The sequence below is a fragment of the Sphingobium sp. genome, from assembly GCF_032153725.1.
Lineage (GTDB): Bacteria > Pseudomonadota > Alphaproteobacteria > Sphingomonadales > Sphingomonadaceae > Sphingobium.
Window position 1 is genome coordinate 22,689 of record NZ_JALDYQ010000040.1, and the last position, 23,487, is coordinate 46,175.

At 61.5% G+C, this 23,487-nt stretch carries 25 protein-coding genes; 12 read left to right on the plus strand and 13 right to left on the minus strand.

What is annotated here, in order from left to right:
* Nucleotides 1-3: 3 nt before the first annotated feature.
* Complete coding sequence (locus RUH75_RS13820; RefSeq protein ID WP_313806892.1) at nt 4-1,227, minus strand: hypothetical protein; 1,224 nt, start codon at nt 1,225-1,227, stop codon at nt 4-6.
* A 179-nt stretch (nt 1,228-1,406) separates the two neighbouring features.
* On the opposite strand from RUH75_RS13820, the gene RUH75_RS13825 reads away from it, so the two are divergent.
* Nucleotides 1,407-1,934: a VOC family protein gene (locus RUH75_RS13825; RefSeq protein ID WP_313806894.1), complete on the plus strand. Its 528-nt coding sequence runs from the start codon at nt 1,407-1,409 to the stop codon at nt 1,932-1,934.
* Nucleotides 1,935-1,944: 10 nt separating this feature from the next.
* On the opposite strand, the gene RUH75_RS13830 is transcribed toward RUH75_RS13825, so the two are convergent.
* Nucleotides 1,945-2,340, minus strand: coding sequence for a VOC family protein (locus tag RUH75_RS13830; protein ID WP_313806896.1), 396 nt, complete (start codon nt 2,338-2,340; stop codon nt 1,945-1,947).
* Nucleotides 2,337-3,647 (minus strand): aromatic ring-hydroxylating dioxygenase subunit alpha, encoded by a 1,311-nt coding sequence (locus RUH75_RS13835; RefSeq protein ID WP_313806898.1) that lies wholly within the window; start codon nt 3,645-3,647, stop codon nt 2,337-2,339. The genes RUH75_RS13830 and RUH75_RS13835 overlap by 4 nt, the downstream gene beginning before the upstream one ends.
* A gap of 108 nt (nt 3,648-3,755) precedes the next feature.
* On the opposite strand from RUH75_RS13835, the gene RUH75_RS13840 reads away from it, so the two are divergent.
* The 5 genes from RUH75_RS13840 (at nt 3,756) to RUH75_RS13860 (ending at nt 8,331) form a co-directional block, all read left to right on the plus strand.
* Entirely contained in the window at nt 3,756-4,634 is an 879-nt protein-coding gene (locus RUH75_RS13840) for a TIM barrel protein (protein WP_313806900.1), read from the plus strand.
* A gap of 51 nt (nt 4,635-4,685) precedes the next feature.
* Nucleotides 4,686-6,071, plus strand: a complete 1,386-nt coding sequence (locus RUH75_RS13845) for a phosphotransferase family protein (protein ID WP_313806902.1) — start codon at nt 4,686-4,688, stop codon at nt 6,069-6,071.
* Complete coding sequence (locus RUH75_RS13850) at nt 6,068-7,219, plus strand: epoxide hydrolase (RefSeq protein WP_313806904.1); 1,152 nt, start codon at nt 6,068-6,070, stop codon at nt 7,217-7,219. The genes RUH75_RS13845 and RUH75_RS13850 overlap by 4 nt, the downstream gene beginning before the upstream one ends.
* Before the next feature lie 101 nt (nt 7,220-7,320).
* A complete protein-coding gene (locus tag RUH75_RS13855) occupies nt 7,321-7,878 on the plus strand; it encodes a MarR family transcriptional regulator (RefSeq protein ID WP_313806906.1) in 558 nt (185 codons plus the stop codon).
* Between the two features lie 150 nt (nt 7,879-8,028).
* Nucleotides 8,029-8,331 carry a YciI family protein gene (locus tag RUH75_RS13860; RefSeq protein WP_313806908.1) on the plus strand — a complete coding sequence of 101 codons (303 nt, stop codon included), beginning with the start codon at nt 8,029-8,031 and terminating at the stop codon, nt 8,329-8,331.
* 82 nt (nt 8,332-8,413) lie between these two features.
* Here the strand turns inward: RUH75_RS13860 and RUH75_RS13865 are convergent, their stop codons facing one another.
* The 3 genes from RUH75_RS13865 to RUH75_RS13875 form a co-directional block, all read right to left on the minus strand.
* Nucleotides 8,414-9,442, minus strand: coding sequence for an NADP-dependent oxidoreductase (locus RUH75_RS13865; RefSeq protein WP_313806910.1), 1,029 nt, complete (start codon nt 9,440-9,442; stop codon nt 8,414-8,416).
* Nucleotides 9,443-9,511: 69 nt separating this feature from the next.
* Nucleotides 9,512-9,910, minus strand: coding sequence for a hypothetical protein (locus RUH75_RS13870; RefSeq protein WP_313806912.1), 399 nt, complete (start codon nt 9,908-9,910; stop codon nt 9,512-9,514).
* A gap of 34 nt (nt 9,911-9,944) precedes the next feature.
* A complete protein-coding gene (locus RUH75_RS13875) occupies nt 9,945-11,351 on the minus strand; it encodes an aromatic ring-hydroxylating dioxygenase subunit alpha (protein ID WP_313806914.1) in 1,407 nt (468 codons plus the stop codon).
* A 200-nt stretch (nt 11,352-11,551) separates the two neighbouring features.
* On the opposite strand from RUH75_RS13875, the gene RUH75_RS13880 reads away from it, so the two are divergent.
* The 3 genes from RUH75_RS13880 to RUH75_RS13890 all read left to right on the plus strand — a co-directional run bounded on the left by RUH75_RS13880 (nt 11,552) and on the right by RUH75_RS13890 (nt 13,870).
* Nucleotides 11,552-12,406, plus strand: coding sequence for a MaoC/PaaZ C-terminal domain-containing protein (locus tag RUH75_RS13880; protein WP_313806917.1), 855 nt, complete (start codon nt 11,552-11,554; stop codon nt 12,404-12,406).
* A 139-nt stretch (nt 12,407-12,545) separates the two neighbouring features.
* Nucleotides 12,546-13,097 (plus strand): hypothetical protein, encoded by a 552-nt coding sequence (locus RUH75_RS13885; protein ID WP_313806919.1) that lies wholly within the window; start codon nt 12,546-12,548, stop codon nt 13,095-13,097.
* A gap of 2 nt (nt 13,098-13,099) precedes the next feature.
* Nucleotides 13,100-13,870 (plus strand): tyrosine-protein phosphatase, encoded by a 771-nt coding sequence (locus tag RUH75_RS13890; protein WP_313806921.1) that lies wholly within the window; start codon nt 13,100-13,102, stop codon nt 13,868-13,870.
* Nucleotides 13,871-13,876: 6 nt separating this feature from the next.
* Here RUH75_RS13890 and RUH75_RS13895 read toward each other — a convergent pair whose 3' ends face one another.
* From RUH75_RS13895 to RUH75_RS13915, 5 genes are all read right to left on the minus strand, one after another.
* A complete protein-coding gene (locus RUH75_RS13895) occupies nt 13,877-14,662 on the minus strand; it encodes a glucose 1-dehydrogenase (RefSeq protein ID WP_313806923.1) in 786 nt (261 codons plus the stop codon).
* 24 nt (nt 14,663-14,686) lie between these two features.
* Complete coding sequence (locus tag RUH75_RS13900) at nt 14,687-14,998, minus strand: NIPSNAP family protein (RefSeq protein ID WP_313806925.1); 312 nt, start codon at nt 14,996-14,998, stop codon at nt 14,687-14,689.
* A gap of 28 nt (nt 14,999-15,026) precedes the next feature.
* Nucleotides 15,027-16,649, minus strand: a complete 1,623-nt coding sequence (locus RUH75_RS13905) for an AMP-binding protein (RefSeq protein ID WP_313806928.1) — start codon at nt 16,647-16,649, stop codon at nt 15,027-15,029.
* Nucleotides 16,636-17,568: a 3-keto-5-aminohexanoate cleavage protein gene (locus tag RUH75_RS13910; protein ID WP_313806930.1), complete on the minus strand. Its 933-nt coding sequence runs from the start codon at nt 17,566-17,568 to the stop codon at nt 16,636-16,638. The genes RUH75_RS13905 and RUH75_RS13910 overlap by 14 nt, the downstream gene beginning before the upstream one ends.
* Nucleotides 17,569-17,644: 76 nt before the next feature.
* Nucleotides 17,645-17,875 carry a lipoyl domain-containing protein gene (locus RUH75_RS13915; protein ID WP_313806932.1) on the minus strand — a complete coding sequence of 77 codons (231 nt, stop codon included), beginning with the start codon at nt 17,873-17,875 and terminating at the stop codon, nt 17,645-17,647.
* A gap of 219 nt (nt 17,876-18,094) precedes the next feature.
* On the opposite strand from RUH75_RS13915, the gene RUH75_RS13920 reads away from it, so the two are divergent.
* Both RUH75_RS13920 and RUH75_RS13925 read left to right on the plus strand, forming a co-directional pair.
* Complete coding sequence (locus RUH75_RS13920) at nt 18,095-19,558, plus strand: phosphotransferase family protein (protein WP_313806933.1); 1,464 nt, start codon at nt 18,095-18,097, stop codon at nt 19,556-19,558.
* Between the two features lie 30 nt (nt 19,559-19,588).
* Nucleotides 19,589-20,374 carry an enoyl-CoA hydratase/isomerase family protein gene (locus RUH75_RS13925; protein ID WP_313806935.1) on the plus strand — a complete coding sequence of 262 codons (786 nt, stop codon included), beginning with the start codon at nt 19,589-19,591 and terminating at the stop codon, nt 20,372-20,374.
* Between the two features lie 183 nt (nt 20,375-20,557).
* Here RUH75_RS13925 and RUH75_RS13930 read toward each other — a convergent pair whose 3' ends face one another.
* Nucleotides 20,558-21,658: a tyrosine-protein phosphatase gene (locus RUH75_RS13930; RefSeq protein WP_313806937.1), complete on the minus strand. Its 1,101-nt coding sequence runs from the start codon at nt 21,656-21,658 to the stop codon at nt 20,558-20,560.
* Between the two features lie 2 nt (nt 21,659-21,660).
* Nucleotides 21,661-22,437, minus strand: a complete 777-nt coding sequence (locus RUH75_RS13935) for an SDR family oxidoreductase (protein WP_313806939.1) — start codon at nt 22,435-22,437, stop codon at nt 21,661-21,663.
* Between the two features lie 298 nt (nt 22,438-22,735).
* On the opposite strand from RUH75_RS13935, the gene RUH75_RS13940 reads away from it, so the two are divergent.
* Entirely contained in the window at nt 22,736-23,365 is a 630-nt protein-coding gene (locus tag RUH75_RS13940) for a TetR/AcrR family transcriptional regulator (protein ID WP_313806941.1), read from the plus strand.
* The last annotated feature ends 122 nt before the right edge of the window (nt 23,366-23,487 follow it).

Genomic DNA, 23,487 nt, shown 5'->3' on the forward strand with positions numbered 1-23,487 from the left:
CGTTCATTCAAACCCGTAGGGCGCATAAGGGCCGTTGATGAACAGCTCGACCTGTGCGGCGCCGCTGCTGACCGATCCGTCGGGGGTATAGGTGGTGACGCGGGCGAGATATTCCGGCCCCTGAATCTTCTGGCCGGGATGTTCGGTGCCGGTGCCCTCGCCGAAATTGGTCGCGGCCTGCTCGCCGGATACCTTGTAGGGGGTATGGACAAAGGGCTGTTCTGAAAAGTCGAACTCGTCCCATTCCAGCGCCAGCTCCTCCGAACCATGATAGGTGAAGAAGGTGCCGCCATCCTTCCAGCTGCCGGGGTGATAGCCCATTGTCTGGACCACCCAGGGCATGCCGATGGCCTCGAACTGGACGCGCCACTCCCGACCCTCGCTGTCTTCCAGATGCACCATCGCGTCCTTCATGATGCGGGTGCCGGGATGAAAGCTGATCTCATGCCGTCCCTTGGCCAGTTGGATCGGATCGCCTTCCCAGCCCCGGAACAGCGTTCCGCCGAAGGGCGTGCCGAACACGTCGTTCATCTTGCACTGCACGCCCTCGGCCGTTTCGTGCATGTGGAAGAAGCCGCTGATGGGATCGCTGCGGAAACAGGTCCAGAAGCGCAGGGCGCGCTTCGGGCCGTCATCCGCCTTGCGCGGCGGCAGGAGCGAGGCGACCGGCGAGAGCGGCGGGCGCTCGGCATAGAGGCCCCAGCTATGATCGCGCGCGCCCGACCAACCGACAGGATCGACCTGCCATTCCCGGCCGTCCAGCCTGATCCAGCCGCGGGCCTTGCCGGGCTGGGAATAGCGGGTCTGGTCGGTCGTCCGCCGCCCGCGATGTTCGGCGATGTGATGTTCCTCCAGAAAGGCGGGCGAGGTACCTTCCCAGATCAGATCGAAACTGAGGCCACTTTCATTGTCGGCCATGCTGAGCCGGATTTCCTTCAGCGGCTTGATGAATTCCACCCGCCACGGGCCGATTTCGATATCGAAATTGCCGCGCCAGCAGCGATTGAAGCGCACCGTCCTCTGCTGGCCGCGCACATTCAGCAGGGCGTAGCCGCCGATCATGTCGCTATTGGGATTGATGCGCGCTCCGGTGGCGAGGAAAATGCCGTCATCCGGGCTGAACACGCCGAAATAATAGCCATCGTCCCAATTATAGTCGGTCGAAGGGATATGGCTGAACGTATAGGGCGCCTGATGGACCGGAAATTCGTCATAGGGGGTCAGCATGCCAAGCTCCTTCAAGATGAAGCAAGAATGCGGGCTAACGCACCGCCTTATACGATCGGACGAAGGGCCCGGCGTCCTTGCTCCGTTGAAAACCTTCTGCGCGGATGATTCTGGTTGCAGATATGGGATGCTAGCATATGATTATATAGATAACCAGCATCGGCGGAGAGGAACACGCAATGGCCAAGGCACCCTATGGAAGCTTCAATCAGGTGGCCTATATGGTGCCTGACCTGCATGCCGCGATCGACTGGTGGACCGAAGTGATGGGCGTCGGCCCCTTCTTCGTCTTCCCCGCTTTCGATATCGTCCGGGGTGATTATCGGGGCCAGCCACACAAGGCGGAATTCGGCGCGGCCATTGCCTATTCCGGCGAGGTCATGGTCGAACTGATCGAGCCGCGCGGCCCGTCCATCTTTCAGGAATTTCTGGCGGATGGGCGCAAGGGCGTGCATCATCTCTGCGCCTTCAGTGACGATATGTCATCGACGCAGGCCTGGATCGCCGCGCGGGGCGGGCGGCGGTTGCAAGGCGCCGGATTTGCCGACGGATCGGAGGTCGCCTATTTCGCGATGACAGAAGATGAGAGCGTCATATTGGAGATCGGCGTTCTGAAGCCCGAAGTCCTTGGGCTGTTCGACGCCATCAAGGCCGCCGGCGCCAGCTGGGATGGCGAAACCAAAATGTTCGATCCCATGGCCGGTTGAGAAGGACGCCTCAGTCGCCGGTAAAATTCAGCTCCAGTCGCAACCCATTGGGGTCGAACACGAAAATCTGGCGGAGGCCGACGGCTTCCACCAGATTGCATTCATAGCTCAATCCCATTGCATCCAGCCGGGCCATGATGATGTCGTGGCCCATGCAATCGAAAGCGACATGGTGCAATCGTCCGGTGTCGGCGTCATCGGCGCGACGGGGTTCGTCGGCAGGTGGCGCGTTGAGATGGATGATGGGGTATCCGGCGCCGTCCAGCATCCAGATCGCCTCCACGCCGCTGAGGCCGGGCGGCTTGCTTTGCGTCAGGCCGAGCAACCGTTCATAAAAGATCGCGCTGTCCTCCATCCGTGCCGTGCGGATGTTGACGTGATCGATCCGGCGGACCTGCCCGGTCATGCTGCGTTCCATCCGGCTGGGCGCGGCCGGAAGCCGGCGATGTAGCGGTCGATCATCGCATGATATTGGGTGATGCGCCGCTCCTGATGGGCAAGAATGGCGCCTCGATAGCCGCGCGAGTGCATGGCCTGCTGTTGCCCCGCCATCACCCAGGCGTCGCCGTCCAGAACCACGCCCAGGCTCTTGTCACCGTAACGGACATATTCGCGGGGGACGTGGTCCTTCGCCGTCTCCCCATCCAGCGTCACCAGCGACTTGTGCGAACTCATATCGCCGAAATTATAGTACCAGCAATCGAACAGGCATTGCTCCGGGTCGGTTGGATGGGGAAGGGCGCGCAGAAACAACATTCCGTCGGCATTCAGGGACGTCGCGAAATTGGGAAACAATGTATAGTGGAAGACGTCGGTCAATTGATCGTCATTAAGCCGCGCATAATGATGCAACCCCCGCTCCGCGTGCAGCGCGCGTTTCTGCTGTTGCACCGCTTTCCGGGCGTCGCTTTCCCGGCCGCGAAATGTTTCGGGATCAAGGTCCCAGCGGGCAAGGTCCGCAGCGATGGGAGCGGTCAACCGGTCCTTGGTGGCGGGCAGACGATGCGATGGCAGACAGCATTTGGTCTGCCCCAATGCATGGCCGTTCTCATACAATTCGATATGCGTTTCGCGATAGCCGTCCTCGGCATATTCGATCCCTTCGGGATGCGCGGTCGGCAGGTGATAGGTTTCGTGGAAATTGTCGAGCAGCAGTTTCCAGTTGCAGGGCATGTGAACGGATATGGCCTGCACCCGCGTCATGGCTTCGAGCGGGTAGGCACTCCATGCTTCCCGGATCGGTCCCAGAAATTCGTGCAGGGGAATGCAATCCGGGTCCATGTTGATCCAGACGAATCCAGCAAACTGGTCGCATGCCAGTTCGACCAGCGACGCATGACGGCAGGGATCGCCGCCCGGAAAGTCCTCCGGGTCCTGCGCATAGCTGCACTGGCCGTCCAGTTCGAAGCGCCAGCTATGATAAGGGCAGGTGAAGGATGGCATGCTGCCCTCGACCGCAGTGACCAGCTTGTTCCCGCGATGCTGACAGACATTGTAGAAGGCACGGATGCCTCCCTCTTCCTGCCGCACGATCAAGATCGATTCCCGGCCGATTTCCTCTGTCCGAAAATCGCCCGGTTCGGGAATTTCGTCCGCTCGAATGGCGATCAGCCAACTGGCGGTCCAGACATTGTCCCATTCCGCGTCCATGAATGCGCGCGAAGTATAACGCTCTCCGCCCAGTGGTCGGGCGGCATATGTTGGACCGGTCATTTCCCTCTCCATCCATGACGCATGTTTTCGGCGCCTGTTGTTGTCTTGCAAGTACACGGTATGGTAGCATATTAAATGAAAAGCGGGCACGGGCCAAGATGGGAATTGATGTCCGGGGAGAAGCTGCACATGGACAAGGCGACGGGCATGGACCTCATCGCGGCGCATTGGCTGCTGGCCGGACAGCGGCCCAGCATAGACCCCGCTCCGTGCCCCTTGCCGCTGGGCGAACGGGCAAGGATGGCGGGACAGACCGGTTATGCAGGCATCGGCCTTCTTGCAACGGAACTGGAGCGTGAAGTCGCGCGGCACGGCATCCATGGCGTGGCGGCGATGCTGGAGGATGCGGGCATTCGCCATGTCGAACTGGAAGCGCTGACCGACTGGTGGCGCGATGATGATGCGTGGCGGCGCAGTCTGGATCAGATGATCCAATGGGGCAGCGCGATCGGCGCGCGCCTTATCAAGGCGACAGGGGACTTTTCCGCAAATCCCTGCGCGCTGGACGACATGCGGGACGCCTTTGCCCTGGTGGCGGGTTCGGCGCGTCAGGGCGGCGTGCCCATTGCATTGGAAATCATTGCCTTTTCCAACATCGCCAATGTGGCTGACGCATGCATGGTGCTGGGCGATCGGGTGGGGAAGGGGGCTGGATTGATGCTGGACAGCTGGCATGTGGCCAGAGGCTGCCTGGCACTGGATTCGATTTCGTCCCTGCCACATGGAGCAATCATGGGCGTCGAGATTTCCGACGTGGGGCCTGTGATCATGGGCGATCTGCTGAGCGATACGCTGGATCATCGCCTTGTCCCCGGGGAAGGCGAAGTGCCGCTGGCGGGCTTCCTCGCTGCGGTTGCCGAGGCCGGATATTCTGGTCCGATCGGCCTTGAAGTTCTGTCGGCCGCGCTCCGCAGAGAAACCATGCCGACCGCCTTGGTCCGCTGCGCGCAGGCCGCCCGAAAAATCCTCTCCAAGGCCATTGAATAAGATCACATTATTACGATAAGCTAAATTATCTTATCTGGAGAGGAAATTGATGTGACCCAGGCGCGCTATCTGTGGAGCGCAGCGGCGGCGCTGCGGACCCGCGTACGGCCGTTTGTGAACGGGAATGCGGCGCGCGACGCGCTGGACAACAGCATTCGCGTTCTGACGACGATGGCGAACGCGCTCGAACCGGGGCCTGATATGCCCGATGCGATGCCGGTCGACATCGCCCTGCTGGCCGGTCCGCCGGAAAATATGGCTGCCCATCGCAACAGCGCCGACGCCATTGCAAAACTGGCCGTGCAGATTGGCGGCGATATCACGCCTCAAAAGCTGCGGGAGGCGGCACGATGGGAGCGGACGCTGCTGGATGAAGCCCTTGCCCGCATTGACAGCGTGGAACGGGCGGAGCCGCTGGAGGAAGGCAAGGGGGTCAATTCCATCGATCCCGATCGGCTGCAAGCCTATCTGCGCAGGCAGCCCGGCTGCGAGGATGTCAACGTGACCGCCTTCCGTCTGGTAGTGGGCGGGCGATCGCGCCAGACGGCGCTGTTCTCGATCAGCGGCCACTGCAATTTGCCGGAAAAGATGGTGATCCAGCGCGGCATACCCGGTCAGGCGGCGGGGGCAGCCTTTCTCGACGAAACCCGGCAATATGCTCTGTTGCGGGAATTGCACGCGGCGGGAATGCGGGTTCCTCGCCCGGTGCTCGTGGAAACGGACGCGCAATGGCTCGACGCGCCTTTCCTGCTGGTGGAGCAGGTGTCGGGAACGCCGGTCCAGCCCGATTACTGGCTGCCCGCCGACAGCGAGGCCATTGTCCTTGATCTGGCGCGGCAGATGGCGCTGCTCCATGCCCAGCCGGCCGATCGGGTTGGGCCAGGGCTGGCGGGCGCGCGACTAGGTCAGGATCGGGCGGCCCGGCAAGAGGAAGTCGAACGGCTGGCTGCCGCCTGGAACGGGAGCGCGCATTGGCCGTCCATCAATGTTTCCGGCGCGATCGCGTGGCTTCGCGATCATGTCGATTGCGTTGACGACCGCCGGGCCATCGTCCATAATGACATGGTTTTCCATAATATTCTGGCGGAAGATGAGCGCATCACCGCTATATTGGATTGGGAGCAATGCGCCATCGGCCATCCGGGCGAGGATCTGGGTTATTGCTATCCGGTCGTGATTGCCGTCACCGATTGGGAACGCTTCATGGCGGCCTATAGGGAGGCGGGTGGCGCCGATATTCCCCAGCGGCAGATCGACTTCTTTGCGCTGCGTGCGGGCCTGCGCTTGATGAGTCTGGTCCTTGCGGGCGGGCGGGACTCGTTCGAAGGCGGGCTGACAGACGATATTTTGGTCGCCAGCGCGGGCGCGCATTTCAGTCAGCGCCTGCTGCATCGCATCGCCGTCGTCTTCAATTCCATTCTGGAGCGGGATCAATGAGCGCGGAAATTCGTCCCTTCATCCTCGCCGTCGATGAGGGTGAACTGGTCGACCTGCGGCGGCGGCTTGATCAGGCGCGTTGGCCCGAGCGGGAGCCCGTGCCCGGCTGGGAGCAAGGTGTCCCCACCGACCCGCTGCGCGGCCTTATGGATCATTGGCGCCACGCTTATGACTGGCGGCGGTGCGAGGCGATGCTGAACGGCTTTGGCCAGTACAAGACGATGATCGATGGCGTAAACATTCATTTCCTGCATATCCGCTCACCGCATGAAGATGCCCTGCCGCTTTTGCTGACCCATGGCTGGCCGGGATCGGTGATCGAATTCCACAAGGTCATCGGGCCGCTGTCCGATCCCGTGGCCCATGGCGGCAATGCCGCCGACGCCTTCCATCTGGTCGTGCCTTCCCTGCCCGGCTATGGTTTTTCGGGGAAACCCGCTGCCAGCGGCTGGGGGGTCGAGCGGATCGCGCGGGCCTGGGCTGAACTGATGCGGCGCCTTGGTTATGATCGCTATGTTGCGCAGGGCGGCGACTGGGGATCGGCTGTGACGGTGCAACTGGGCGTCCAGGCGCCGCCGGGATTGGCGGGTGTCCATTTCAACATGCTGACGGTGACGCCATCGGACCTGGGCGATGATATGGACGATCAGGAACGCGCGGCGGTGACAAAGGCCCGGCATTTCGCGGACGTCGAATCGGCTTATGCCCGGCTTCAGGCAACGCGGCCGCAAACCATCGGCTATGCGCTGGCGGACTCCCCCGTCGCGCAGGCCGCGTGGATTTACGAGAAGCTGAGGACATGGTCCGATTGTGATGGTGAAGCAGAGAATATTTTCACCCGTGACGAGATGCTGGACAATATCATGCTCTATTGGTTGACTAATAGTGGCGCTTCCTCCGCCCGCCTATACTGGGAAAGCATGGGCAGTTTCAGGCCGATGAAGATCGACCTTCCATTGGGCTATACCCAGTTTCCGCGCGAGATATTGTCACCACCCCGAAAATGGGCCGACAGGTTGTTCAGCAATATCATATATTGGAATGCGGTCGACAAAGGGGGGCATTTCGCTGCGTTCGAACAGCCGACCCTTTTCGTGCAGGAAATCAGGAACTGTTTCAGGTCGCTGAGACAGGGATCATCCATATGATAAGTTAGCAAATCGTACGCGGAGAAAGATTTCTGATGCTTTTTTTGCCCATTTGCGCCATCATGACGCAGGAAGTCATATAGGTGAAAACGAAAGAGAATATGCGCATGGTCAACAGTGCAGCGAAACGGAAATCTTCCAAAGGCCGAACTGAGCTTCCGTCGGCGCAGCAATTTACTTTCGGTTATCTGGTTCACGACGTGTCACGCATCCGCCGCACGATGATGGATCTGATCATGCGCCCTTATGATATTACGCGTTCGCAATGGTCGGTGCTCAGCACCCTGTCGCGCGGCGGTAATAATGGCATGACCCAGGTTGATCTGGCCCGGCTGATGGAGGTGGGGAAGGTAACGGTCGGCGGTCTTGTGGATCGCCTGGAGGCTTCGGGCCATGTCGAGCGTCGGGCCGATCCGACCGATCGCCGTGCCAAGCGCGTGTTCATCACCAAGCAGGGCTATGAGATCATCGGGTTGATGATCGACGTTGCCTCGGAAGCGAATGACAAGCTTTTGGCGGATTCGACGCCGGAAGAAATCGAAATTTGCGAATTGGTTCTGGGCCGGGCCAAGAAACGGCTGAAGGCGGTTCTTGCGGAATATGGTCGGTCCGGTGATATGGTCGATAAGGAAGAGTTGGGCCTCGACAGGGAAATATAGATTCCTGAATAAGCGCTATCAGGACAGGGCGTTGCCATTTTTGGGCAAGATGCTCCGGTGCCGAGATTGCGCGTGCCAACTGCCATGACTTGCCGTCCCGCGCCTTCGGTGGTGGACGGTTGCCCTTAAAGATGCGTCAAAGGATAGATCATGTATTTTCTGGTTATGGCTAAGGATAAGCCGGGCGCGCTCGATCAGCGTCTGACGCATCGACAGCGCCATATCGATTATTGGATCAATCAGGGTGAGACGCTGAAGGTCGCGGGTGCGATGCTGGACGGTGATGGCGCCGATGCCAAGCCGATCGGCAGTTCGTTTCTTCTGGAAGCGGCGGACGAAAATACCATCCGGTCGCTGATCGCGGGTGATCCTTTCACCACGGAAGGGGTATTCTCCCAGGATATCCGCATCCAGCCGGTCCGTCCCGCGATCGGAGAGTGGCTGCCGGGCTGAACGGTACAATCGATCGCCTTATTTTTAGTGGCAACAAGCGGGGCAGGTCGGCCGGCCTGATGCGATCGACCCGCAAACCGCTTCAATCCTCGCCAATATAGATCAGCTTCTTGCCGCTATTGGCGCCGGTGAACAGGTCTTCGAGCGCGCCGACGACATTGGGCAGCCCGGCCTCGACGCTTTCGTCATGATGCAATTGGCCCGCGACCATCATGTCGGTCAGCTGTTCCACAGCGGTTCCGAACCGCGCGGCATGATCGAAGATCACGAAGCCCGACCAGGTCAGGGCCCGCATCAATATCTCGCGTTCATTGCGCAGGCCGGTGGGCGGAGGATTCCAGCTGGGCGTTGCCGCGGTGCCGCATTGGACGATCCGGCCCCTGCGGGCCATGGCGCGGATGGCGGTGTCGAGAATGGGGCCGCCCGTATTGTCGAAATAGGTATCGAATCCGTCGGGACGGATCGTTGCGAGCGTGGCAGCAAGATCCACATTCTTATAGTTGAAGGCCGCATGATAGCCGAACCGGTCGATACATCGCGTCACCTTGTCGTCGCTGCCCGTCAGTCCGACCACGAAGGCGCCGGCCTGCCGTGCGATCTGGCCCACCACGCTACCGACCGAGCCTGCTGCGGTCGACACCAGGATCGCCTGTCCGGGCGCGGGCGGCGCAATATCGTGAAGCGCGAGCCAGGCCGTGACGCCCGGCATGCCCAGCACGCCCGCATAGGCGGGCAGCGGCGCGCGGGGGGATGGAATGTGCGAGAGGAGATCGGCGGGAGTTGCCAGCGCATAATCCTGCCAGCCGAAAAAACCGTAGACCACATCTCCTGCTGTTATGGAAGCTTCCCGGCTGTCGATCACGACGCCGACCGCCAGGGCCCGCATCGGCGCGCCAATGGGCGTCAGGGCCGGATTGGTTGCCCAGCCACGCTGGACGGGGTCGGCGGAAAGATAGAGGTTTCGGACAAGGAACGTGCCCTCTTCCGGTACGGGGACCGGCACGTCCCGCTGGATGAAATCATCCCCGCCCGGAGAGCCCGAAGGGCGCCGGTTCAGCACGATCTGGCGGTTGGTGGTATTGGTGGTGAATGCGGGAATAAAGCCAGTCATGGCGCCATGTCCGATTTTGGTAAGCTATAGTACCAATCTGTTAGCCCGCGGTTCGCGCGGCGTCAACTGCTACAGGAAGACGACCGAGGCATGGGCATCGTCAGGATGAACCGCCGACGGGCCTGCGGGATACAGGTCGAAGATGGAGCGGTTGCCCTCCATTCCCGAAAGCAGTTCCATCGTCATCGGTGCGGCGGAGCAGTCCAGCATAGTGCGGACCGCATCGCGGAACGCCTCATTTTTGCGGATTTCGGCAACGACAGATTCATCGCGATAGGATTCGATCGCGACGAACTGGTCGGGATCGCGGCCCCATCCATAATAGACGAAGTGGGTCATGACCTCGATGGCGTCCGCATGGCTGCGCCATAATCCGTCCCAGATGCTGAGAAAGCGATCCCTGTGCGCCGGATCGATGGTCCAGCGCGAGATGAAGAGATTGGGCGTCGTGTGGATGCGGCTTTCCAACGCAATTCTCCCGACCAATGGAAATGAAACAGGATCAGCGGCGGCCGGGTGCATCCTTCGGGTCGTCGCTCAGATAGCGGGCCAGTGTCTGGTGCAGATGGCGGATGCGGACTTCCTGATAGGCGGAATAGATGATGTTGGAATCGCCGCCATCGCGCATGCCCTGCTGGCATTGGCGCAGGCCGTTGACATCCTGATCGTAAATCTCGCCATGCCAGGGTGGCAGGATGCCCGCGCCGGCAAATGTATTCTGCTCGCCCAGATCGACCAGATTCACTTCCGGCACCGGTTGCCCTTCGCCCGGCTTCGGCTTGAAGATCAGGAACTCGAATGTCGCCCGGTTCGTGTCGCCGCGCATCGGAAGGAAGCGATATACATAGGGATAGCCAAGCGCACGGAAAATGATCATGTTCGGAAAGACCGAATATTGGACTGCGTCGGCCGCTTCGGTGTCCGAAAGACCGGAATAGTCGATCCCGTCCGCTTCGCTCATCGCCGCGCGCATGCCCGCCGCCATATAATGGCGCGCCTTGCTGCCCTCGTCGAGCTGGGGCGGTTCGGCTCCCGCAAAGACGACGCCCAGCGCAGCGTTCAGGATTTCCTGTTCGGAAAGGGCGCGGGGCAGCTGGTCGCTCATCACGCCGGTCGGTTCCAGAAAACGGCTGACATGCGGATCATCGGCCCAGACGTCATATTGAGTGCTGGCATCGCCACCGAAGGGCAGTGCCTGCGCGTGGATTCCCGCCAGATGATAGGATTCCAGAAAGGCCTCGATCGCCGTTTTCCAATTGGCGTCGACGGTTTTGCGGATCACCGTCGCCAGATATTTGTCTTCATAGGACCAGTCGGCAAAATGGGCGGGCAGGTGGCCCAGATAAGCGAGCAGCGGCGGCGCTTCGGCGTCGCGATTGATGAACACGAAGCCCTGCCAGCACTCCACCCGCGCTTCGGGCAGGCGCATTTTCTTTTCGTCCAGATCGGGAAAGTCCCAGCGCGCGGGCACATGGGCCAGGGTGCCGTCCAGATTCCAGGTGAAGCCGTGAAAGGGGCAGGCCAGCTTCATGACGCTGGTGTCATGCGTGCAGAGCTTCATGCCGCGATGCAGGCAGCTGTTGTAGAAGGCGCGGATTTCATTGTCCGCGCTGCGCATGATGATGAAGGACGCGCCGGGACTTTCGTAGACGACGCAATCGCCCGTTTCGGGAATCTGCTCTTCCCGGCAGGCGAACTGCCAGACGCGCGGCCACATCCGCTCTTCCTCCAGCGCGGCGAAGGCGGGATCGCGATATTGCGCGCGCGGCGCGCTGGTCACCGGCACGTCGGTTTCCGAATATTCGCGCAATACCCTGGGAGCAGGAGCCGGATCGTCGGCGATCACCTGTTGGTACAGGGGAATGTGACTCTGGCGGTAATCCGGTGCGAATGTCGTTTCGCTGCCCACTATCCATCTCCTTGTATCCGGCGAGCGAGCGCATCGTGGCGTCGGTCGTTTTGCGAGGATCAGGATAGCATCGGGAAGATCGGAGTCAAGATCGTATGCTAGCATAGTATCTAGGGCTGGCGTCTTTCAATAAAGATTGCTAGCATATAATGCTATTACGAACTAATGTGCCGGTTCATTGGCGAGGGGCGACAGAAGATATGGATATCGAGAAAATCCGCACGATGGCGATCGATCCGATCGTGCAGTCCTATGACAAGCGGGATACCATATTATATGCGCTGGGGCTTGGCTTCGGTGCCGATCCGCTGAATGAAGCGGAACTGCCCTTTGTGTATGAGAAGGCACTGACCTGCCTGCCATCCTATGCCAATCTGCTGTGTCATCCGGGTTTTTGGGCTCAGGACCCGCAATTCGGGATCGATTGGGTCAAGATACTGCATGCCGAACAGGATCTGGCGGTTCACAAACCGCTGCCCGCCACAGGCGCCATCCGCGGCGAATATCGGGTCGCGGGAATCGAGGACAAGGGTGAGGGTCGGGGCGCGCTGCTCCATCAGGAAAAAGATCTTTTTGACAATGCGACGGGCGATCATCTCGCTACGGTCCGTTCCACGCTTTTCATGCGCGGCAATGGCGGCGAGGGTGGCTTTGGCACGGCCATGCCGGTCGCCCAACCGGTACCCGACCGGGCGCCCGATCGCACGGTGGAGATCGCCACCTTGCCCCGTCAGGCGCTGATCTATCGCCTGAGCGGCGACTGGAACCCGCTGCACGCCGATCCGGCCATCGCGCAGAAGGCGGGTTTTGCCATGCCCATCCTGCATGGGTTGTGCACCAATGGCATCGCCCAGCGCGCGATCCTTTCGGCCTATTGCGGCAATGACGTCGCGCGGTTCAAATCGATGTTCGTGCGCTTCAGCAAGCCGGTGATGCCGGGAGAAACGATCCGCGTCGAATTTTTCGAGGAAGGCGAAGGACGTTTGCGCTTCAGGGCGATCGCCGTCGAGCGCGGCGACGTCGTGCTGGACCGCTGCTCCGCCACCGTCGCTTGAGGCGATGGCCATGCCCGGAAAGACTTGCCTCATCCTCTATTATTCGTTGACCGGACAGGCTGAAAAGGCCGCGTCATTGGCGGCGGAAACAGCCGCCGTGGCGGGCTGGGCGGTGCGGACATGCCGGATCGGCATGACAGTGCCCGAAGACGCTTTGGCCCGTCCGTTGAAAATCGCCGACTCGAAGAAATGGACCCAGGGCACGCGAAAGGGGATGACGGTGCCGGTCGCCTATTCCCCGCCTGATGCGATCGCGGGGCGCTATGACGCCGTGCTGCTGCTCACCAACACTTGGGGCGATAATCCCAGTGTGCCGATTCGGTCTTTCCTTGAAAGTCCGGAGGCGCAGGCGGTTCTGTCCGATACGCCCTTTGGTGTCTATGTCGTCTGTCGGCGGCTTTGGGAAAAGAACCTCGCCATCGTCCAAAAATTGGCGGAAGCTGCTGGCGGCCGTTTTCTGGCGGGTGAAGCCTTCATGCATCCCGGCGGGCAGTTGGGTAGCCTGATCCAGACCATCAGCTATCTGCATCGGTCGGATGGCGGGTTGCGCCATTTGCTTGGCCTGCCTTTGCCACGTTATGGGTTATCGGATGCTGCGATTACCCGTATCCCTGAATTCACCCTGGAATTGCTAAACACGGTCGAACAAGCGGTGGCGGAACCAGTCGTCGGCCAAGGGGGCAAGAAATAGTCATGACGGATGCAGGTCGGATCGTGCCGATGGATGGCGGACATAATTTCCGCGATATCGGTGGTTATCCTGCGGCCAATGGGCGCCATGTCGCGCGCGGTCTGGTTTTCCGTTCGGGAACGATGTCGGAACTGAGCGATCGTGACCATGCGATACTGGATAGCCTCGGCCTCAAGGTGATCTGCGACCTGCGCTCAACCAGTGAGCGCAGCCGCCGCCCGTCGCGATTGCCGGAGGCGGCGCAATATGAAATCTGGTCCCGCGATCATCTGATGAGCGCAGGTGATCTGACGGAAGCGATGCGCCGGCCCGATGCGACCCCGGAAACCGTGCGTGGCATGATGATCGACGCCTATCGCACGCTGGCCTATGAGCAGGCGCCATCCTATCGCGAGCTATTTCTGCGCATCGCGCGCGGGCCTTTGCCTCTCGTCTTCCATTGCGCGGCGGGCAAGGATCGAACGGGCGTTGCGACGGCCCTGCTGCTCGACCTGCTGGGGGTGGAGCGTGCGCAGATATTCGCCGACTATGCCCTGACCGATGATTTTTTCGCGCGTGGCTGCCAACTGGTAGCCAGCGACCCGGTGGACGATCGTCTCGCGCAGGTCGATCCGGCCATCTGGGAGCCGATGATGCGCGCCGATCCGGCCTATCTGGCGGCGATGTTCGTGGCGCTGGAAGTTCGTCATGGCACGGTCGAGGCGTTCATCCGCGATGAATTCGGCCTGGATGACGAGGACATTGCGGCGATTCGGGACCGATTGCTTGTCTGATCCGTCTCAGGCTCTTGAAGGATCGGCGAAGGACACGACCGTCAGCCCGCCATCGGTGAACAGTTCGGCCGCCGTCATATAGCTGGCGTCATCCGATGCCAGAAATGTCACCAGCTTGCCGAATTCGGCGGGCAGCCCCATGCGGCCCATGGGTATGGCGTTGACCAGAGCGCGCACCTGCGGCATCGCCTGAACCTGCGGATTTTCCAGCATTTCGGTCATATGCGCGCCGGGGTGAATGGAATTGACCCGGATCTTGTCGCCCCGCAGAGCGCAATGCACGGCGGTCGTCTTGGTCAGGTTCGCCAGCGCCGCCTTGCTCGCGCCATAGAGGGAGGTCGTGGGCAGCACCATCTGGGTGGAGTTGGACGCGACGTTGATGATGGAGCCGCCGCCACTCTGCCGCAGCGCGGGCAGCACGGCCTTGGTACCCAGAAAGGCGCCGATCAGATTGACGTCCAGGATCGCACGGAACTGATCGACTGTCGCTTCCTCGATATCGATCGGAATATTGATGCCCGCATTGTTGACCAGGCAGTCTATCCGTCCCCAGCGGTATAATGTGTCGTCAATCAGGGCGGACCAGCCATCCGCATCCCGTACGTCGAGATGCGCGTAACGGGCGCTATGACCGGCGGCGATCTGTTGTGCTGCGCGAGCTTCACCCGCTTCGTCGAGAATATCGGCTATGACGACTTTAGCACCCTCCGCGCATAGGGCGTCCACTGCGCCCCCACCCAGTCCCCGTGCGCCGCCCGTGATGATGACAACCTTGTTTGCAAGTCGTGTCATACAATATCCTCTTTTTCTCGCTGGTCAGGCGCGCGCGGGTGCGTAGGGCGTGTCCGAGGCGAAGGAGAGCGTCTCGTTCACCACAGCGCGGGCCAGCGCACTGACGATCTCCGGAAAATCGGGGTCGGCCTTCAGCGCGTCGACGGCAGCGAAATAGCTGTTCGCGTCAGGAACCTCCCAGATGTGGATGACGGTATTCAGCCTGTCTATGTCCGTCACCATGGCGTGCAGCATGCGGCAACCGCGCGCTTCCATCTTTTCCCTCACCTTGGGCGCGATGGCCATGAAATCCATGACACCGGCATAGGATAGCTCCAGTCGCGCGATCAGATACATTGGCTTGATCCCTTCTTGCCGTTTCCCGTCAACATTGGTCCCGGTCCATGAAATATTTGCGGATCAGGGCGCGCTGCACCTTGCCGGATGCAGTGCGGGGCAGGGGCGTCCCCACCTCGATCCGGCGCGGGATTTTATAGGCGGCGAGCGATTTGCGCGCGAAGGCCATGACCTCTTCGATATCGACTTGATGGCCGGGACGCAGTTCCAGCGACGCCGTCACGCCTTCGCCCCATTTGGGATGCGGCAGGCCGAACACCGCGCAATCGAGGATCGCGGGGTGATCGCGCAGCACGGCCTCGACCTCGGCCGGATAGACATTCTCGCCGCCCGACACGATCATGTCCTTGATCCGGTCGGTCAGGAACAGATAGCCATCCCTGTCGAGCTTCCCGCCGTCGCCGGAACGGTACCAGCCGTCGATCAGAGCTTCCGCCGTCGCTTCGGGCCTGTTCCAATAGGCGATCAGCAGGCTCGGCCCCTTCACCCAGATTTCGCCCGGCGTATCGATCGGCAGCAATTCGCCCTGCGGTCCCCGGATCGCAATGCTGAAACCCGGCAACGGCCGCCCGACCGAGCGAAGCAGAGCGGGATTGGCGGCATCATGTTGATCCGGCCCAAGGATCGACATGGTGCCGGAAATTTCCGTCATGCCATAATATTGCAGGAAGCGGCATCCCAGCCTGTCGACCGACCGTTCCAGCAGGGCCGGGTCCATGGACGCCGCGCCATAATGAATGCCGCGCAGCGTCGGCACGTGGACATTGCGCGCATCCATCTCCCCGATCAGCGCGCGCACCAGCGTCGGCACGATGAAGGTGCGGGTGATCCCGTCGGCCAGACAGTGATTGAGGATCGTCGCGGGATTGGTGTCGGCGATCACATGGGCCGTCGCGCCCCGAACCAGCGCCGTGCAGACCCAGGACATGCCGCCAATATGGAAGGCCGGCAGCGGGGAGAGCAGCACCTCGTCATCGCCCCAGTCATCGAAATAGCCAGACATGGTTTCGATATGCCGATGGATGCCAAAGGCATATTGCGACGTCAGCACGCCTTTCGGCTTGCCGGTGGTACCGCTGGTGTAGAGTTGCAGGCAGGGCGCGCGGGGATCGAGCGGCACACGGGGTGCGGGGGCCGACGCCGCGATGCGCGCGCGAAGCCCTTCCGGTCCCCCCTCATCAACGATGATGCGCGGCAGGCCGTGGCTGTCGGCCTCCGCCACCAGCGCTTCGAATTCGCGATCCGCCACCACCAGCGTCACGCCGCTATCCGCCAGCACATAGCGGGTTTCCGGCGCGGTGTTGCGCCAGTTGACCGGCACCATGACCGCCTGCGCGCGGATCGCGCCGATCAGCAGCAGGAAGAACAGATCGTTGTTCTTGCCCATATAGGCGAAGCGCCCGCCCGGCCCGACACCGAATTCGCGCAGCAGGCTGACCGCCGCATTGCAGCCGCGATCCAGCTCCGCATAGGTCCAGCAATGCGGCCCGAAGACGATGGCGGGCTTGTCCGGTGTTTTCGCGGCGAAGACATTGGGATATTCGGACGGCAGGATCAGCCCCCTTTCGTCCAATGGCGGTCCTTCGGAGAGGGCCATGCCCCGCATGTCCCCCATCCCCTTGCCGCCGCCGATGGCGTCAGAAAGCGACATTGTCCCCGCCCTTTGTCTGCATCATCGCGCGGGCTTCGGCGGGCGTCGCCACCGTCAGACTCAGTTCCTCCAGCACGCGACGGATCTTGGCGACCTGCACGGCGTTGGACGTCGCCATCACGCCCTTGCCTGCATAGAGGCTGTCCTCCAGCCCGACGCGCACCGATCCGCCCAGCAGCGCGGAGAGCGTCACCAGTCGCATCTGATGCTTTCCGGCGGCCAGCGCGGAGAAGATATAATCCTCGCCAAACAGCCGGTCGGCGGTGGTCTTCATATGCATGACATTTTCCGGATCGGGACCAAGGCCGCCCAATATGCCGAACACACCCTGCACGAAGAAGGGCGGTTCGACCATCTTGCGCTCGACGAAATGCGCCAGATTGTAGAGATGCCCGACATCATAGCATTCGAACTCGAACCGCGTGCCCTGCTCGGCCAGTTCGGTCATGGCGCGTTCGATCTGGGCGAATGTGTTGGACAGGATGAAGTCTTTGGTCATGTCCAGATAGGGTTTTTCCCAGTCGAGCTGCCAATTGTCGATCTTCGCGCCCGCGCCGGAGATGTTGAAGTTCACCGACCCCATGTTCATCGAACAGACTTCGGGCTTGAACGTCTTGGCGGGGGCGAGCCGGTCATCCAGGCTCATGCCGAGGCCGCCGCCGGTCGTGATGTTCAATATCGCGTCGCAGGATTGCTTGATCCGGGGCAGGAATTGCCGGAACAGTTCCGGGTCCTGCGACGGCTGGCCGGTTTCCGGGTTCCGGGCATGGAGATGCAGCATCGCCGCCCCGGCTTCCGCGGCGGCGATCGCGTCTGCGGCGATCTGATCCGGGGTTATGGGCAGATGCGGCGACATGGTGGGCGTATGGATCGAGCCGGTGACGGCACAGGTGATGATGACCCTGTCAGTACGCTTCATAGTGATTTGGCGCCTGAAACGCCCCTCCTGATATATCGTTCATTCTCTACCGCCGGTCGGGTGGCAGGCAGTGCGATCAGATGATTTCGCCCAGGATCGTTCCCACCTCATAGGTTTCGCCCGGCTGCCTGAGTATCTTGAGCGTCCCTGATGCTGGCGCCTCGACTTCCTGGGTCGACTTGTCGCTTTCCAGCGCGAAAAGCGGCTCTCCTGCGTTCACCTGTCCGCCGTCGGCAACCAGCCATTCGGCGAGCATGCCTTCATTCATGGAAAAGCCGAGTTTGGGCAGGATGATTTCAGTTGCCATATTTCATTCCCTCTCTGACCGGCTGGCATCGCCGCCGAATATATATGCCTACGTCCCATATAGTATAAAAGCTTACCGCTTTCGTCCAGTGTTTTGCTCTGGCTTCCGCACGCTCCCTCAAGTGGCTGATGGCATGATAGCCTCTGGCGCCGATTCGAATATGCATATATACCATATACAAGCGATCTAAATGCCGCGCGCCCAATTTGAGGAGAGAATATGCTTATCCCGGCCGCCCGCCTGCTGGAAGCCACCCGCCAGGAGTTCGCAAGGCTTTTGCCCCTTCTTGCCGACAGCGGAGTGGATGGATCGAGCGCGGCCTCCATGGCGCACAGTCTCGGGCTGCTTTATGCCAGGGAAAAGGCTGGCCCGGCCTTTCTGCACGCACAGTTCGCCGTGCTTTCCGACACGCTCGACAGGATCGCTTCCACCGTCGATACGGCCGAAACCAGGGCGTTGATCCAACAGTCCGAAGAAATGATCTCCCTTGCCGATCTGGAGGCACTTTGGATTCGCACTCTTGCCAGTGCCCAGGCTGCCGTCCGGTCGACAATGGCGCGCAATCTTCCGGCCGAACAGCGGCTGGCGTTGATCGCCACGCTGGTCGAATGGGAAACGGCTGACCGGGAACGGCAGTTGGCCACGCCCCTTGGTGCGATCGAGGATTCAGCGACGGAAATCACCGTTGATCGATTGACAGCCTATCTTCGCGATCGCTTCGATGAGGCGACACTGACCGTTACCAAGGTGCAGCCGCTTTCGGGCGGATTCGGCAAGCAGACGACGATTTTCGCGGTGGAGGGGCAGGCCCTGTCCGGAGAATTCGTCATCCGCCGCGATATTGGCGACAATGCGGGCCTGGACACGTCATGCCACCTCATCCACCGCGAATATCCCGTGATCCGGGCCGCCTTTGAAAGAGGTTTCCCCGCTCCCGATGCCCTTTGGCTTGATACGGAGCATGAATTGCTGCCCGGGGGCCATTTCATTGTCATGCGGCGCGCGCCGGGCAATGTGGCGGGAAGCTTTTTCGGCGCCCAGACAAGCATTCCCGATGATCTTTCGGACATCCTTGCCGACAGGATGGCGCAGCTTCATGCGATCGAATCATTGCGTGAACTGGGCGACCTGACCGATACGATCCGGTCTGACCTGTGGGATCTGCCGTTGCGTGATTGCGTGGAACATTATATCCGCAACTGGTTCGAATTCTACCTGCGCGAACAGCATACGCCATCGCCTGCCCTTGTGGCGCTCTATGGCTGGCTGCTCGATAACATCCCCGACAGCGAGGGGACGCCCCGCCTGATCCATGGCGACATTGGTTTCCATAATTTCCTGCTTCACGAAGGCCGGATGAGTGCCTTGGTGGACTGGGAATTCGCTCATATCGGCGATCCGGCGGAGGAGCTGGGCTATGTGAAGATGACCGTCGGCCAATCACTCGACTGGGACAGGTTCATTGCCCGGTACCGGGCGGCTGGCGGCAAGGAGGTCAGCGCGGAAACGCTGCGCTTTTATGGTGTCTGGGCCTATGTCCGCAATGCCAGCGGCGCGAATATTCTCTCGACCCGCCTCGTGTCGGGACTGGCTGACGATCTGAAACTCAGCATCTTGCCTTTCCTGCACGTTCCCCCTTTCCTGAAAAATGCGCGGGCGTTGATCGAACAGCCATTGGACTGATGGCGGGCGCTTGAACAGGAGAGTAAAGCCATGGTCGCAATGAAGGAAACTGACGCCATCACGGTTTCAGCCGGGGATGCGTCGCCCGGTATTCGCCTGCTCTGCCTCAATCGGCCCGAAAGCCGCAATGCCATGTCGCCTGCCATGGTCGAGCAAATGATCGCCTGGCTGGAAATGGCCGCGCATGATCCGTCGATCAGCGCGATTGTCATTCACGGCGCAGGAAAAGGATTCTGCGCAGGCAGCGATCTGGCGGGTTTGGCGGCGATGGACGCCGCTGCACGGTCGGCCTTTGAGGCCGCATCGGGCAGACTGGCGCGGTTGCTCACGGCATTTCCCCGACCGGTGATCGCGGCGGTGCATGGTTTTGCCATTGGCGGCGGACTGACGCTGGCCGCCGCATGCGATATTGTCGTCACCACAGCGGATGCAAGATGGAGCCTGCCTGAAGTGCCCATTGGCCTGTTCCCCGCCTGGGGTCTGGAAGCGGTTTCCCAACGCATGGGCCGCGCAAGAGCCAGGCGGTTGAGCTGGGGTATCGACCGGCTCGACGGCCATGGTGCCGTGGCGATCGGTCTGGCCGACGAACTGGCCGATCAGCTTCTGCCTGCGGCGCTTGCCATGGCGCAAAGGCTGGTGGAGCTTCCTCTCGCTCAATCGGCTGCCGTAAAGCAGTATTTCGTGGTTCCGCGCGATGCGGAGGCAGGTGATCGCCAGGCCAATGCCCTCTTCCTGGCGGCATGCGGTTCTGAAGCCGCTAAGGCCAGCTTTGTGAAATTCGGGTCGGATCGTAGCGATGGTGGCAATTCGAATTGAAAGGCTGCCATTGACGGCCGTGGCGCGATCTCCGCCCATTTCCCTGGCCTGGTTTGACAGAGCTTAATGCACTTGGCGATGGTCAGTTCAATGATACCGATGGGGCGGCGCTGCGCATCCTGATCGATGAGGATTGACGACAGCGCCTTGCCGCCCTGCTTGGGACTGCTTCAATCGCGCGGCTCATTTCAGATATCTGCGCCGCAACTGGGTGATATCTTGCGGCGACATGCCCAGGCCGTCGCGCAGATAGGCATCGAATGACCCATAATGGCGTTCGACTTCATCGAAGGCGCTTTGCAGATATTCCGGACGAACCGTCAGCACCGGTTCAAGGAAGGCGGGATCGATCGCGGCGCCCGACGCCGCCAGCGCCTTGACCGTCGCGTCATTCTTGGCCCGCAAATAGGCGTTGCTCAGCAGGTAATCGGCCATCACCGTCTCCCGCGGGACGCCCAGCAGGGTCAGGATCACGGCGGTCGCCCATCCGGTGCGATCCTTGCCTGCGGTGCAATGATAGATCAACGGTCCGTCCTGTCCTTCCGCCAGCCGACGCAGCAATGTGCCGTAAGCCGCGCGGGCGCCGGGCAGCGATACGAAATCCCGGTTGGCGGCCACCAGCATCTCAGCGCCTTGTCCTGCGGCGATGGCCGCCTGCGCCTTGCGCATGTCGCCGCCCAGCGATCCGCTGCCGTCGGCGGCGACATCCAGCACCAACGGCCTGGCATGCGGCGGCAGGCGATCGGGTTCCCGCGCGCGCTCCGACGCGGTGCGCAGGTCGACGATCAGCGACGGTTTCAGCGCGCCGATGATGGCCAGGTCCCGGTCGTCCAGCCGGTCGAGCTGGTCCGAACGATAGATGAGGCCCGGTTTGACCCAATGGCCGTCAGTCGTGCGATAGCCGCCAATGTCGCGAAAATTGGGCGCCGTGGGCAGGTGCAATCCGCGATCGGCAACGACCAGCGGCGCGCCTCGATCCGGGACGAGGGAGAAGAACCAACGCCGGTTCGGGTCCAGGCCGGTGACGGTCGCCTCGCCAGTGGAACCGCCCTCCGCGATGGTCGTGCCTCTGGCAGCGGAGCCGGTGAATATGCGGACCCGGCCCGCATCGGCGGCTCGCCAGCCGATATGATAGGTCCTGTCCGGCAGCTTTTCCACGGACGCCGCAGTGAAGGGGACGGCGGCCCCTCGATGGGCCGTTATTGTTCCCCGTTCGGGAAACGCATGACCAGCGCAACCGGCCAGAGCCAGCGCGATGACGGAAAGGAAGACGGGACGCTTCATGCTCATCCTCGCTGCGACGAAATATTGCCGCCGTCGACGACGATTTCGCTGGCAGTGATATAGCTTGCTTCATCGGAAAGCAGGAAGCGCACCACGCGGCCGATCTCCATCGGGTCCCCGATGCGTTCCAGCAGGATGCGCTTTTCGAAGAAGCCGTCCGGCAGCGCATCGATGGCGGGCCGCATCATGGGCGTCAGGATCTGGCCCGGCGATACCGCGTTGATGCGGATGCCGTCCCGCGCCAGCCGGTCGGCGAAGGAACGGACCAGCGACAGCATCCCTCCCTTGGCGGCCGTGTAGATGGGATTCATGGCATTGCCCAGCGTGGCGTTGATCGAGGCGATGGCGACGATGGCCGATCCCGGCTGGGCGGCGAGATCGGCATGGATCGCCTGAGTGACGAAGGCGAAGGATCGCAGATGGACCGCCATGCCCGCATCCCAGCTTTCCACGGTCAGTCCGTCCAGCGATGCGGTGTCGACGGTGCCTGCCGCATGGACCAGTCCGCCCGGCGCGCCGATTTTCGCCCGGGTGGCGTCAAGGGCCGGGGCGATATTGGCCGGGTCCCGCAGGTCGATGGCGACACCGATGGAGGCTACGTCATGGCACGCCGCGATCATTTCGGCGGCATTGCGCGCGGCCTCGGCATTGATGTCCCACAGCGCGACCGAGCGGCCGACCGCGGCCAGCGCCTCTGCGGAAGCAAGGCCGATGCCCGATGCGCCGCCGGTAACGACGACCGGTGTGCCGGGATTGCCCAGAGCGGGAGATGCAGTCATGCGGAATTTCCTTTCTGTCGGGTCCATTCAGGGTGTTTCGAGTGTAAAATCGGTTCCTACCGTTCGCGGGATGCTCCAAAAATTCGATGCCGAGGTCGACACCATAGGTGCCCGGTTCGCATGGTTTCTCCCCTCGGAAATTCAGGCTTTGTCGCCGCTTTCTCGCCCGGCTTGTCTACCTATGCGTAGAATATCTACCGTCATGAAGGTAGAATTTCAATCTTGAACATTGCTTTTGGAGATCGGCTTGGCCGATAGGAAGGGGCAGGCCCCGGCGGCCGCGGGAAAAGGAGCGATGGTGGCGGACGCAAACAGGCAGGTGACGCGGCAGCCGCGCGGAGACGCCACCCGACAGTCGATTCTGGAGGCGGCGGAAAAGGTGTTCGCTGATCTGGGCTATGCGGCCGCGCGACTGGAGGACGTGGCGCAGGTGGTCGGCATCAGGCGGCCGTCGATCGTCTATTATTTTCCCGGCAAGCAGCAGCTTTACGATCAGGTCGATGCGGACATTTTCGCATCGATGCATGAATTCGTGCTGAAGCGCGTCGAAGGGGTCGATGATCCAATGGCGCGGCTGTTGGCGCTGTTGGATGCCTGGCTGGATTTTTTGGTCGGGCGGCCGACGGCGGCGCGGATCATCCAGCGGCTGATTGCCGATCCGGCGCCACGTGGCGACAATCCGGTGCGCTTTTCGGAATCGGCCCTGCACGACATCGAGGCGGTGATCGCCATGGGGGTGAGCGCAGGGACGTTCCGGCCGGTGTCGGCCATGCACATTCTCAACGGCGTGGCGGCGGGCGCGCTGTTCTATGTCTGCAATGCCGGCCAGCTGGGTGACGCGCGCGCCTATGATCCCGCAAATCCCGCCGAACTGGAGCGCTTTCGCGCGCTGGTCCACAAGCTGGCGGAGGCAGCCGTGATTTCCTGATGGAAGTTCACGGCTGCCGTGGGAGGTCGGGGCGATTTATTCGGCCGCAATGGCCTCCGCCAGGGTGTAATGCGCACTTGTCTTAGCGGCGACTTGCTGCGCCGTCACGCCCGGAGCGAGTT